We start from the raw sequence: 13,673 nt of genomic DNA, 5'->3' as shown, positions 1-13,673 counted from the left end.
AGATAGTATCTCTAACATGCTTACTTCTTTGATGGGCTTCATCACCGCCAAACTACGTCCGGTCTCTGTCTGGTCAGAAAAAGGGATTGTGTCACTCATGACGGTGACGAAAAGCACCTGCTATTGATAGACAAACGTTACCCCAATCACCGACTGAACATTACTATCAATAACCACTTCATCAAAGCTTGATGCCATTGCAGTGAGCTTTAATTGTTTAAGTATTTCAATACAGTTATGACGTTGCATTTGATATCCCTTTTAATAACGTGTTGTAACGCTGACAACTGGCTTGGGGTGGGAAGCATTTTATAACTGTCATCGCCCCCATTCAGCATAGGGTGGCGGAAACCGTCAAACTGCTTGCCGGTGAGCAACTATTTCCCCTTCTCTGATTTGAATAACGTTGAAATCGCCGATCTGGTCTCAAAATTCCTGAAAGATAAAAACCTTCAGTAATCAATAAGTGGTGGAGTCGTTGGTGACTCCACTATTGCTTATCCAATCAACCTGCTATGAACCTTGATTAGCTGCCAGGCCACGATTAGCTCGCAAAGTAAAAATGAATTAACAATAAATATGTCTTGGTGTAACATTCAATATGATTGATAATGCTTATCATATTGATATTGGTTATCATTGCCATGATGGTTATATGGATAAACAGTTGAACAAAACCCCTATAAGGAACGACGAGCCTACGACCATACATCCCGCGGGCAGTAAGCCGCTGTCTATCACCAGCGAGCAACTGCTGGGAGAACACAGTGTCGCTTTTATTATCCATCAGGGTGAATGTTATCAGCTACGTCAGACCAAGGCTGGAAAACTGATTCTGACTAAATAACATACCGACAGACCTAAGCTCCTCGGTGTTGTGACGCCGAAAGCTGAAGATATTAATGCAAGCCACCCAGATTTTCTAATCAAGGCAGCCAGCAAGCTATCTATTTGTTTTTGCATATTATTTTGCATAGAGAATATGGAGAATTGCCGACATGCCTCGTTTCACTTCTGACCGTTTCCGTTGGTCCCCACTCAGTTTGGCAATCGCTTGCACACTGCCTTTTGCTGCTCAAGCTGCTGATCCTACATCCACTCAAACCAACAGCAAAAGACATGCCGCCGACCCCATGGTCGTTACCGCGACCGGTAACGAGCGCAGCAGTTTTGAAGCGCCGATGATGGTGACGGTGATTGAAGCCAACACGCCAACCAGTGAAACCGCCACCTCCGCCGCAGACATGCTGCGCAATATTCCGGGGCTGACCGTCACGGGGAGCGGGCGGGTTAACGGGCAAGACGTCACACTGCGTGGCTACGGCAAACAAGGCGTCCTTACCTTGGTTGATGGTATTCGCCAAGGGACTGATACCGGCCACCTGAACTCCACTTTCCTCGATCCGGCGCTGGTAAAACGTATTGAAGTGGTGCGTGGCCCATCCGCCTTGCTGTATGGCAGCGGCGCACTGGGCGGGGTAATCTCTTATGAAACTGTCGATGCCGCCGATCTCTTGCAGCCGGGCCAAAATACCGGTTATCGGGTTTACAGCTCTGCCGCCACTGGCGATCACAGCTTCGGGCTGGGTGCCAGTGCCTACGGTCGCACCGATGATGTCGATGGTATTCTCTCCTTTGGTACTCGCGATATCGGCAACATTCGTCAGAGTGATGGTTTTAATGCACCGAATGATGAAACCATCAGTAATGTGCTGGCAAAAGGCACCTGGCGCATTGACCAGACTCAGTCATTGAGTACCAATCTGCGCTATTACAACAACAATGCAATAGAGCCAAAAAACCCGCAAACCAGCGCGGCGTCCAGCTCTAACGTCATGACAAATCGCTCGACAATTCAAAAAGATGCTCAGCTTAAATACAACATTAAGCCCCTTGATCAAGAATGGCTGAATGCCACGGCGCAGGTTTACTACTCCGAAGTGGAAATCAATGCGCGGCCACAGGGCACGCCAGAAGAGGGGCGCAAGCAAACCACCGAAGGTGGCAAGCTGGAAAACCGCACCCGCCTGTTCACCGATAGCTTCGCCTCACACTTGCTGACTTACGGCACAGAAGCTTACAAACAAGAACAAACGCCGGGTGGCGCGACTGAAAGCTTCCCACAAGCCGATATTCGCTTTGGCTCCGGCTGGCTGCAAGATGAAATCACCCTGCGTGACCTGCCGGTGTCCATTTTGGCCGGTACCCGCTATGACAACTATCGCGGTAGCAGTGAAGGCTACGCCGATGTCGATGCCGATAAATGGTCATCACGCGGCGCGCTCACCGTGACACCGACTGACTGGCTGATGCTGTTCGGTTCTTATGCTCAGGCTTTCCGCGCTCCAACCATGGGCGAGATGTACAACGATTCGAAACACTTCTCCATTCCTATCGGTGGCGGAAGATACATCACCAACTTCTGGGTACCGAACCCTAATCTGAAACCAGAAACCAACGAAACCCAGGAATACGGTTTTGGTCTGCGCTTTAGTGACCTGTTGATGGCCGAAGATGACCTGCAATTCAAGGCCAGTTACTTCGATACCAATGCCAAAGATTACATCGATACCAAGGTGGATATGGCCGCCATGACCACCACGTCGGCAAATATCGACAGAGCAAAAATCTGGGGCTGGGATGCCACTATGAGCTACAAAACCGCCCTGTTTAACTGGGATCTGGCCTATAACCGCACGCGCGGTAAAAACCAGGACACCAATAAATGGCTCGAATCCATTAACCCGGATACGGTCACCAGCACCCTAGATGTTCCCGTGGCTAACAGTGGTTTTGCTGTGGGTTGGATTGCCACCTTTGCTGACCGCTCTCAGCCATTAAGCACCGGCAAACGCCAGCCCGGCTATGGCGTCAATGATTTCTATGTCAGCTATAAAGGTCAGGAACAATTTAAAGGCGTGACCACCACGGTGGTGCTGGGTAACGCATTTGAAAAAGAATATTACGCACCGCAAGGTGTGCCGCAGGATGGTCGTAACGCGAAGTTCTTCGTGAGCTACCAGTGGTAATTGATTGAAAAAGTTAGTCTGAAATAACACTTCCGGTAATTCAATTAGCGAATTACCGGTTTATCATTCCTACCTATTACCTGCATATAAAAAATCAATCGAATGAGGAAATCATTATGAGCAATTCAATATATGAGCAATATCTACAGGCTAAAGTCGATAATCCTGGCAAATATGCGCGCGATCTCGCCACTCTGATGAATATTTCAGAAGCGGAACTGACCCACAGCCGTGTCGGCCATGATGCCAAACGGCTGAAAGCAGATGCTCGCACGCTGCTGGCTGCATTGGAGGCGGTAGGTGAAGTCAAAGCTATCACCCGCAATACCTATGCCGTGCATGAACAAATGGGCCGTTACGAAAACCAACATCTGAATGGTCACGCCGGTTTGATCCTCAATCCGCGTGATTTAGATTTGCGTCTGTTCCTCAATCAATGGGCTAGTGTATTCACACTGACAGAAGAAACTCGTCATGGTGTGCGCCACAGTATTCAGTTCTTTGACCATCAAGGCGATGCTCTGCATAAAGTGTATGTCACTGAACAGACTGATATTCCTGCTTGGGAAGCGCTACTGGCGAAGTTTATCACCACAGAAAACCCAGAGTTGCAGCTAGAGCCATTGAGCACACCTGAAGTGACTGAGCCCACCGCCACTGATGAGACTGTCGATGCCGAATGGCGCGCGATGACTGACGTGCATCAGTTTTTCCAACTGCTCAAGCGCAATAACCTGACCCGCCAGCAAGCATTCCGCGCCGTGGGTGATGACTTGGCTTATCGGGTTGATAACAGCTCACTAACACAACTTTTGAATACTGCTCAACAAGAACAAAACGAAATTATGATTTTCGTGGGTAATCGTGGTTGTGTACAAATTTTCACCGGTATGATTGAGAAAGTCACTCCGCATCAAAATTGGATTAATGTTTTCAACAAGCGCTTCACACTGCATCTGATCGAAGACGCCATTGCTGAAAGCTGGATTACCCGCAAACCAACAAAAGACGGTTTTGTCACCAGTTTGGAACTATTTGCTGCAGATGGCACCCAACTTGCACAGCTTTACGGCCAGCGTACTGAAGGGCAACCAGAACAAACCCAATGGCGTGAGCAGATTTCTCTCCTAAATCATAAGGATATTGCCGCATGAGACTAAGGCTACTGTCACTCCCTTTCATTCTGTCACTGAGCGCCTGTTTTCTGCCGTTAAAATCTTTCGCTGCAGAACGTATCGTCACCATTGGCGGCGATGTCACAGAAATCGCCTACGCACTGGGTGCGGGTGGCGAGATAGTGGCCCGTGACAGTACCAGTCTACAGCCTCAGGCAGTGCAAAAGCTGCCTGATGTCGGTTACATGCGCATGCTTAATGCCGAAGGAATTTTGGCGATGAAGCCGACCATGTTATTGGTCAGCGAATTGGCGCAGCCCTCACTGGCACTGAAGCAGGTCGCGGAGAGTGGTGTTAACGTCGTCACCGTCCCCGGCCAAATTACGCCGGAAAGTGTCGCGGCAAAAATTAGCGCGGTTGCCACGGCGCTTCATCAGCCGGAACAAGGGCAAAAACTGATTAAAGACTATCAGCAACGTTTGGCCGCCGTGAGCAATACGCCGCTACCGGTCAAGGTACTGTTTGTCATGAGCCATGGCGGCTTAACGCCCATGGCAGCAGGCCAAAATACTGCTGCGGATGCTATGATTCGAGCCGCCGGTGGTAACAATGCTATGCAAGGTTTCAGCCGCTATCGCCCGCTGTCACAAGAGGGCGTTATCGCCAGTGCTCCAGATTTATTGCTGGTCACCAGTGACGGCGTAAGGGCGCTGGGCGGCAATGAAAACATCTGGAAACTGCCCGGTATCGCCTTGACACCTGCGGGCAAAAATAAGCGCCTGTTAGTTGTCGATGATATGGCATTACTGGGCTTTGGACTGGAAACCCCACAAGTGCTGGCGCAACTGCGCAAAGGCATGGAACAAGCGCAATGAATTGCCGTATCCATCCGCGCCTGATGTTAAGCATCTTGCTGATGATTCTAATTATTTTAGCGCTCGGCTCGGCCAATATGGGGGCATTAACGCTCTCATTTCGCACTCTGTGGCACGCCTCGCTAGATGATGCCATGTGGCATATCTGGCTGAATATCCGCCTACCCCGTGTACTGTTGGCGGTGGTGGTCGGCTGCGCGTTGGCGGTTTCTGGCGCTATCATGCAAGGGTTATTCCGCAATCCACTGGCAGACCCCGGTCTATTAGGTATCAGCAGCGGCGCGGCCCTGTGTGTCGGGCTAATTATTGTTATGCCTTTCAGCCTGCCGCCACTATTAGCACTTTACAGTCATATGGTCGGCGCGTTTATTGGCAGTCTGGCCATTTCTGCCATTATTTTCACTCTCAGCCGCTGGGGGCATGGCAACTTATCGCGTTTGCTACTGGCCGGTATCGCGATCAATGCGCTGTGTGGTGCGGCGGTCGGGGTGCTGACTTATATCAGTGATGACCAACAATTACGCCAGTTTTCCCTTTGGAGCATGGGCAGTTTGGGTCAGGCGCAGTGGTCGACATTGATGGTGGCCACATCATTGATTCTGCCCGCCTGTGTGCTGGGTTTATTGCAGGCGCGTCAGTTGAACTTGTTGCAGCTAGGGGATGAAGAAGCGCACTACCTCGGTGTCAATGTGCGACAAGCCAAACTGCGCCTGTTGTTACTCAGCGCCATTTTGATCGGTGCCGCTGTTGCCGTCAGTGGGGTTATTGGCTTTATCGGGTTGGTGGTGCCGCATCTTATCCGCATGCGCATCGGGGCAGATCACCGCTGGTTACTCCCCGGAGCCGCACTGGGTGGGGCTTGCCTGTTACTCACCGCCGATACACTGGCCCGTACTTTGGTCGCACCGGCTGAAATGCCGGTCGGGTTGATAACCAGCCTACTGGGTGGCCCTTATTTTCTGTGGCTGATTTTACGTCAGCGGGAGCAACGCATTGGTTGATATGGCGATGGTTAATACGGCGCTATTAGAAGCAAATCAGCTTTCCTACCATGTTCAGGGACAAAAACTGATTAATAATGTTTCGCTACATATTGCCAGCGGTGAAATGGTGGCGATTATCGGGCCAAACGGTGCGGGGAAATCTACCCTGTTGCGCTTATTAACCGGCTACCTTGCGCCATCTGAGGGCCAGTGCCAATTGCTGGGAAAAAACCTCAATAGCTGGCAGCCCCAAGCATTGGCCCGCGCCCGAGCGGTAATGCGCCAATACAGTGATTTGGTCTTTCCATTCAGTGTCAGTGAAGTCATTCAAATGGGCCGCGCACCTTATGGGGCGGCACACAATCGCCAGGCGCTGCAAGAAGTGATGGCACAAACAGACTGTCTGGCACTGGCGCAGCGGGATTACCGTGCCCTGTCCGGTGGCGAGCAACAGCGGGTACAACTTGCTCGTGTACTGGCGCAATTGTGGCAACCGGAACCGGCCCCGCGTTGGTTGTTCCTCGACGAACCCACCTCCGCATTAGATCTGTATCATCAACAACATACCCTGCGCCTATTGCGCCAACTCACCCACCAAGAACCTTTGGCGGTGTGCTGTGTGCTGCATGATTTGAATCTGGCCGCACTCTATGCCGATCGTATTTTATTGTTAGCGCAGGGCGAACTTGTTGCCAGTGGCACGCCAGAGGAAGTCCTCAATGCCGAAACGCTGACCCGCTGGTATCAAGCCGATTTGGGGATTTCACGCCATCCGGAAAGCGCCCTGCCACAGATTTATTTGCGTCAGTAATAGCCAGCCTAAGGCTGGTTTTGCTTTTCAGCGACCTTAGGCTCTTCCTCCGCCAGTAGTTCATAAATCGCCGCGCCGACTTTTTGCACTGCGCGTTCAATTTCTACCGTCATCGGTTTGCTGTAACTCAGCCGTAAACAATTGCGGTATTTCCCCGAGGCTGAACTGATAAATCCGACGGCAACCTGCACACCTTGCGGTAATAAGCAGCGATTAAGCCGCAAGCTATCAAACCCATGCGGCAATTCAACCCACAACATAAAGCTGCCTTGCGGTCGGCTCAAACAAGTATTCGGCGGAAAATATTTCATCACCCAACTGGTCATAATGTCGCGATTACGTTGATATTGGCGGCGCATCCGGCGCAAATGCTGCATGTAATGGCCTTGTTTGATAAATTCAGCCATTGCCAACTGCGGTAATGTGGCAACCCGCCCGGCGGAAATATATTTCATGTGCAGCGCTTTATCTAAATAGCGGCCCGGAGCAATCCAGCCAATACGCAAACCCGGCGCCACTGTTTTTGAGAAGGAACTGCACAGCAATACTCGCCCGTCATCATCGAATGAAGCAATAGTCGGTGGCCGTGGATATTGATAAGCCAGTGCGCCATACACATCATCTTCAATAATCGCGACGTCATAGCGCTGGGCCAGTATCAGTAATGCTTTTTTGCGCTCATCGGGCATATTGTAGCCCAGTGGATTATTGCAAGTCGGGGTGAGCTGAATAGCCTTAATCGGCCATTGATCCAAAGCCATTTCCAGGGCCTCCAGACTGATCCCGACTACCGGATCCGTTGGGATTTCAATCACTTTCATGCCCATCCCTTTCAAGGTTTGCATGGCACCATGAAAGCTAGGGGAATCTACCGCCACAATGTCACCGGGCTGGCAAACCGCGCCTAACGCAATGGCCAGCGCACCGTGGCACCCCGAGGTAATAATGATATTTTCAGCCGATTGATGATTGCCGCTGTCCAGCATCACACGTGCAATTTGCTCACGTAGAATCTGAGTGCCATAAATATTATCGTAATCCAGCACTTCTTCACTCTGATGGAGGCTAACACGGCTCAATAAGCGGCTGAGGATTTTAAGCCCAGGGCCAGAAAGATCTGGCGAGCCAGCCCCCAGATGGATAATGCTCTCTGGATCGCCAGTGGTGAGAAACGCCAACAGATTTCCCCACTGCGATATTTCTAGTGGCCGCTGTGCATGAGTGCATACCGCGGGTAATGAAGGGAGATTTGAACTGCAACGCACGAAATAACCCGACTTCGCTCTCGCCTCAATCAGCAAACACTCTTCCAGTTGCCGATACGCCTGCTGTACGGTGCTAATACTCACCCCATGCTCGTCACTCAAGATTCTGACCGAGGGGAGTCGCTCACCGGCGACATAGAGCCCTTCTTTAATCCGTTGGCTCAAAATATCGGCCAGTTGTTGGTAACGAGTCATTGGTTTCACCTGATAAATAAGTAGCAGCCAGTACAGATGGCGCGAAATAACACCATTCAGTTCATATATCGCATATCTGTATGGAAATAATAGTCCTTATTTGCATCTGTAATGTTTTGCGCCAAAGTTTCATGCTAGTGACTCACCTACTGACGGGGAGTCGATAATGAATAATATAATTGAAGATCAAACAGATGGATGCTGCTCGTCAACTGCACGAGCCATCCAAAACCGCCCTAATATTTTTATTCGGTTATGGCTGAAAGCATACAGATATGTACATCAATGGAATGAACAGCGCAAAACTGCCAATCTCATGGCGAGATTGAATTCCGATCAATTAAAAGATATTGGCCTGAGCCGAGAGGATATCAAGCGAGATTACAGCCGCCCGTTTTGGCGCTGAGAAAATAGAATGTCATCATTAGCCCGCAGAAATTGCGGGCTTTATGATGAATATATTGAGCTTGTTAGAAGTCGTAGCCCACTGTTGCTTGTACTGAACGCTCTGCGCCCCAGTAGCAATAAGAAGTGTTGTAACAGGCGGCGACATATTTTTTGTCTGCGATATTATTCACATTCAATTGAACAAATGCGCCTTTCAATGAAGTTGCCCATGTTCCTAAATCCGCACGAACCGAGGCGTCACCCAGTGTATAAGAAGGGACGCGCAAGGTATTGGCATCATCAGCCCACTGCTTGCCAATGTAACGGATGCCCGCACCCACATTGATGCCATAACCCGCTTCATACTGCGCCCACAGTGATGCCATATTGGACGGCGCTAATACTGGTGTATTGCCATCATTACCATCAATTGCATCTTTGAATTTCACTCGGTTATAGGTATAGCCCGCAATCACACTCAGCCGATCATTAATCCGGCTTCTGGCTTCCAGCTCTAACCCCTGTGAATTCACCTTACCGGCTGGCACATAATAAGCGGCCGGTACTGCGCGGTTTGCCACATCATTTTGGGTCAGGTCATATAAAGCGGCGGAATAGAGTGAAGAGCTGCCCGGCGGCTGATATTTGATCCCCACTTCATACTGCTCGCTGGTCATCGGTTTCAACAGTTTTTGCTGTGCATCTGGGAATAAACTTGGTGTGACCGCTTGGCTGTAACTCACATACGGCGAAATACCACTATCAAAACCATACAATAATGAAGCACGTCCGCTGGCGTGATTATCCGTGCGCTCATCGGTACTGTTGGCAGTCTTATCAATATTTTCTGTTTTCATCCGGTCATAACGGCCAGATAAGTTCAAATGCCAGTTATCCAAGGTCATTTCATCTTGCAGATAAACCCCACTCTGCTCATAGCGGCGATTTAAATAGGATGAATTAATGCCGGGAGTGGTCAATAAGTCATCACGATACAAGGTACTGCCGCCAGAAACACCGGTGTAAGGGTTCAATGTGGTGGCATAAGCACTGTCACTGCGCAGATTATTGCGGAACTTCTGGAAATCCAGCCCCAGCATCACCTTGTGTTCCACTGCCGCAGTGGCAAAATCCGCTGTCAGTTGGTTATCTACCGCAAATGCATTGAGTGAAGACTCTTCACCGGAGTAATAGCGGTTCATCACGCTAGGGTCAACTTTACTCCATCCCCCTTGATAAACCTGCTCTAGTTGAGAATTAGAATGGGTATAGCTGGCGTTTTGGTGGAAAGACCAAACATTATCAAATTTATGTGAAAATTCAGTGCTATAGATTTGCTGCCAGCGCTTAAACACGTTGTGATTGCTTTCGCCATCAAAGAAACCACGGCTTAGTTTCCGCCCATAAATGCTGCCATCCGCCGGCACGGCACTGTGATAGCCACCGGAAGGGTCTTTTTGCAAATTGGCGCGCAGTAACAATGAAGTATTTTCATCTGGCTGCCACAATAATGACGGCGCGATCGCATAGCGCTCTTCGCGCTGATGGTCATACATGGTGTCACTGTTGCGGGTTATCCCGGTCAGGCGAAACGCCCAATGCTCGGATATTGCATCGGTATAATCAAATGCCGCAACTTGCGTATTGTTATTGCCGCCCGTCAGGCGGAAATGACCTTCCGAGGTAAACTGCGGGCGCTTAGAAGTCATCATCACCACACCGCCGGGAATGCTCTGACCATATAATGCAGAAGAGGGGCCTTTGATAACATCAACACGCTCAAGGAACCACGGGTCAATCTGCAACACGTTAAAACTGCCGCCATCACTGAGTAAACGCAGGCCATCGAGGAAGGTATTATTCACATCGCCGCCATGGAAACCCCGCAAGGCAATAGTGTCATAGCGGGTTGCGCCGCCGGAAAAACCGGTGAAAACACCTGGGGTATAATTCAGCGCCTGGTTCAGCGTGGCAACATTTTGATCATCCATTTGTTGGCGGGTAACTACAGATACCGTTTGTGCGGTGAGAATTAACGGCTGATCGGTTTTAGTTGCCCCCTTAGTGGTTTTTGCGGTGTAACCCAAGGTGGGTAAGTCGGCTTCGTGGCCTGCTTTAGCCGTCACTTCTATCGTATCGTCAGCAATAACGGCTAATGGAATAAAAATAGCCAATGAACATAAAATAGCCGAACGCTTTATTATAAAAGCCGAAAACATAGTTATCTTCCCCAGATAAAATAGATGGTTATTTATCAGCTTCCATTGCTATTTTCACCTGGCGAACCCCTTGCCTAGCCGCCACATATCGTGAATCCATAAATGCAGCGCACAATTTATTAAATGAGAGTGCTAATTACAATGATAATTATTATCTTTAATGATTGGTTTAGGTGAGTAATTATCGGAGTAAGATTATTCAGTAACTCGCAAGGTGTGTCACAATAACTGTCAAGCAGGCACCACTGCATTAATAAATGGGTTCATTGTGACACTCACTTTCGGGCTGACCGGTTTTATGAAAAAGAATGGGTACTTTGTTTTACATCGATATAACCCCCTACTCTGTCTGTTATTCACACTTTTTTGCGCGTCACTTATCGCGACTTCAACTACAACTTTTGCGGCGACAGTATCAGACACTACAACGGAAGGCAGTGAGGAACCGGTAAAACCTGCGGTATCAGTTCAATTAATTAGCTTGCAAAAACAGTTAGATAAACTCAAACAGAGTGTGTCAGTCAGTACATCGGACAATCAGTTAAGTACGCTGAATGAAACAGCATTGACACTGGTTCAGGATGTCGACATTCTGCTGGCCGATTTGAAGCCCAAGCGGGAACAACTGCAAACACAGTTGGATGTTTTAGGCCCACCGCCAGCCGCAGGAACACTGGCTGAAACTCCGATAGTCGCTCAACAACGCCGTGCGCTAAACACCCGAAAAGTCCAGTTAGAGGGCCAGAATGATCAAGCTCAGGCCATCAAAGTCAACGCAGAGAACTTGGCTGCACAGATTGTTGCGTTACGGCGAACTGCGCTGAAATCACAAATTGCCTTAAATTCCGGCAGCATCTTAGGGGCTAAATTCTGGGCGCCTATCGTCAATCCCAATGCCGACGATGACCAGCGGTTGAAAGGTTTTGTGCAAGAACTGGCGGATGCCTGGTATGCTGCTTGGGAGCCGGAATGGCGCACGGGCACGGTAATGTACCTGTTGCTGACCCTGTTGATCGGCGCATTTGGCTTTAAGCTCCTCGACAAACTGACGGCCTGGTTTTGTGCCAAGTGCTTGCCCCAAGGCCCACTACGCCGCAGTTTTATGGCCTCAGCCACCACTTTATACACGGTGCTGATTACCGTCACGATAGCGCAATGTATCACCCAGGTATTCACCCGCACGCCGGATGTCTCACCGCTGGTGATGAATTTTGCACTGGCATTTGTTCAGCTGATGTTTTTCTCCGCGTTGGTCGCGGGTCTTGGCCGCGCGTTTTTATCCAATCAGCGCCCCTCATGGCGGCTACCCGCCATTGCCGATGAAGTCGCCGCGTCTCTCAAGCTGTTTCCTCCGCTATTAGCCAGTTGCATCATGATTTTTGGTGCTATTGATCAGATGAATAACATGATCAATATCAGCGTATCAGGGACAATTTTTGGCAATGGTATCTCGGCCCTATTGATGGCGCTGACTGCCGCGATTATCCCATTACGCGCCAACCGAATACGCCGCCAGCTGATAGTCAATGGTGAAAAGCCGGAAGCTTATTCCACTCTGGCCGGATTAATTCACTTGGCCATCGGCATTACTGCAGTCGCCATATTATTGTCATTGTTGGTGGGATATATCGCACTGGCGAAATTTTTAAGTTACAAACTGGTATGGGTTTGCCTGGTGCTGGCCTGTTTATATTTACTGACCCATCTTTGTGTCGATTTAGCAGAAAGTCTCTTTTCCCCCACCAGCAGTGCTGGCAAAGCGATTAAGCAGTCGCTCAATATTGACGATCGCCATTTGGCGCAAGCGGCAACATTATTATCAGCGACCAGCAAAGTGACGCTGATATTACTGGCTATTATCGCGCTGTTTAATGGCACTTTTGGCTCGACAACCCCGGTTTCACTGCTGCAAAAGACTATGGAGCTCTTGGGTGGCGAGGGGTTGGAAAAACTCAATATCGTGCCAACCAATTTGCTTAATGCGGTTATTTGTTTGCTGGTTGGGTTATATGTGCTCAAAGCAGCACGGCGTTGGCTAAGTACTGAATTCCTGCCGAAAACTCAAATGGATTCCGGTATAAAAACCTCGGCAATCACCCTGTTCAGTAATATCGGTTATGTGCTGGTGATACTGCTGACCTTATCGGTGCTCGGTATTCAGTGGAATAAATTAGCCTGGATTGTCAGTGCATTATCAGTCGGTATCGGCTTTGGCTTGCAGGAGATTGTGAAAAACTTTATTTCCGGCATTATTCTGCTCACCGAACGGCCGGTCAAAGTGGGAGATTTAATCAGTATTAGTGGGGTTGAGGGGGATATTCGGCGCATCAATGTCCGTGCCACAGAAATCCAACTCAGTGACCGCTCGACGGTTATCGTGCCCAACTCTCAATTGATTTCGCAGAATGTCCGCAATGCGACTATGGCTAATGCGCAAGGGGTGGTGACCATTGCCCTGACATTCCCGCTAGATTTAGATATTGAACTGGCGCAAGCGCTGTTGATAGAGGCGTATGAAGAACACGAATCGATACTCGACACCCCAGCCCCATCAGTGAAATTTAGCCAGTTAAGCCCAGATGGCATTGTGCTCAGTGTCACCGGTTTAGTCCCCAGCCCACGAATGGTCAGTAACACCAAAAGTGAGTTGTTATTCAGCATATTAAAACGGCTGCGGGCCTCAGGGGTGTCTCTGGCAATGGCAGCGCCGACCAAAAGCATACCGACCGCGAATTAACCGGATAATTAATAGAGAGTGGGCCATAAGCAATATCAATACGATAAAACTTATGGC

Annotated in this window: 11 protein-coding genes; 8 read left to right on the top strand and 3 right to left on the bottom strand. The window is 49.5% G+C overall.

Features of this window, described 5'->3' with window-relative positions; genetic code table 11:
• Positions 1-120: 120 nt before the first annotated feature.
• Positions 121-249, bottom strand: coding sequence for a hypothetical protein (locus OP863_RS01720; protein WP_271301906.1), 129 nt, complete (start codon positions 247-249; stop codon positions 121-123).
• Between the two features lie 406 nt (positions 250-655).
• Here OP863_RS01720 and hemP point away from each other — a divergent pair, with 406 nt between their 5' ends.
• From hemP to OP863_RS01690, 6 genes are all read left to right on the top strand, one after another.
• Positions 656-847, top strand: a complete 192-nt coding sequence (hemP, locus tag OP863_RS01715) for a hemin uptake protein HemP (RefSeq protein ID WP_162472791.1) — start codon at positions 656-658, stop codon at positions 845-847.
• 151 nt (positions 848-998) lie between these two features.
• A complete protein-coding gene (locus tag OP863_RS01710) occupies positions 999-3,029 on the top strand; it encodes a TonB-dependent hemoglobin/transferrin/lactoferrin family receptor (RefSeq protein WP_145591754.1) in 2,031 nt (676 codons plus the stop codon).
• Positions 3,030-3,145: 116 nt separating this feature from the next.
• Positions 3,146-4,183 carry a hemin-degrading factor gene (locus OP863_RS01705; RefSeq protein ID WP_145589659.1) on the top strand — a complete coding sequence of 346 codons (1,038 nt, stop codon included), beginning with the start codon at positions 3,146-3,148 and terminating at the stop codon, positions 4,181-4,183.
• A complete protein-coding gene (locus tag OP863_RS01700; protein WP_145589660.1) occupies positions 4,180-5,019 on the top strand; it encodes a heme/hemin ABC transporter substrate-binding protein in 840 nt (279 codons plus the stop codon). Before OP863_RS01705 ends, OP863_RS01700 begins: the two co-directional genes overlap by 4 nt.
• Complete coding sequence (locus OP863_RS01695) at positions 5,016-6,020, top strand: FecCD family ABC transporter permease (protein WP_038637022.1); 1,005 nt, start codon at positions 5,016-5,018, stop codon at positions 6,018-6,020. The genes OP863_RS01700 and OP863_RS01695 overlap by 4 nt, the downstream gene beginning before the upstream one ends.
• A complete protein-coding gene (locus OP863_RS01690; RefSeq protein ID WP_145591752.1) occupies positions 6,013-6,813 on the top strand; it encodes a heme ABC transporter ATP-binding protein in 801 nt (266 codons plus the stop codon). The genes OP863_RS01695 and OP863_RS01690 overlap by 8 nt, the downstream gene beginning before the upstream one ends.
• A gap of 8 nt (positions 6,814-6,821) precedes the next feature.
• Here OP863_RS01690 and OP863_RS01685 read toward each other — a convergent pair whose 3' ends face one another.
• Positions 6,822-8,273: a PLP-dependent aminotransferase family protein gene (locus OP863_RS01685; RefSeq protein ID WP_265525811.1), complete on the bottom strand. Its 1,452-nt coding sequence runs from the start codon at positions 8,271-8,273 to the stop codon at positions 6,822-6,824.
• A 166-nt stretch (positions 8,274-8,439) separates the two neighbouring features.
• Between OP863_RS01685 and OP863_RS01680 the strand changes: the two genes are divergently transcribed.
• Positions 8,440-8,679 (top strand): DUF1127 domain-containing protein, encoded by a 240-nt coding sequence (locus OP863_RS01680; protein ID WP_038637025.1) that lies wholly within the window; start codon positions 8,440-8,442, stop codon positions 8,677-8,679.
• Between the two features lie 64 nt (positions 8,680-8,743).
• Here OP863_RS01680 and OP863_RS01675 read toward each other — a convergent pair whose 3' ends face one another.
• A complete protein-coding gene (locus tag OP863_RS01675) occupies positions 8,744-10,879 on the bottom strand; it encodes a TonB-dependent siderophore receptor (protein WP_145589664.1) in 2,136 nt (711 codons plus the stop codon).
• 268 nt (positions 10,880-11,147) lie between these two features.
• On the opposite strand from OP863_RS01675, the gene OP863_RS01670 reads away from it, so the two are divergent.
• Positions 11,148-13,616, top strand: coding sequence for a DUF3772 domain-containing protein (locus OP863_RS01670; RefSeq protein WP_265525810.1), 2,469 nt, complete (start codon positions 11,148-11,150; stop codon positions 13,614-13,616).
• Positions 13,617-13,673: the final 57 nt, after the last annotated feature.

This window comes from Yersinia sp. SCPM-O-B-9106 (C-191) (assembly GCF_026183365.1).
Lineage (GTDB): Bacteria > Pseudomonadota > Gammaproteobacteria > Enterobacterales > Enterobacteriaceae > Yersinia > Yersinia rochesterensis.
Note: the sequence above shows the minus strand (reverse complement) of the source record. Positions and strands in the feature narration are given on the sequence as shown.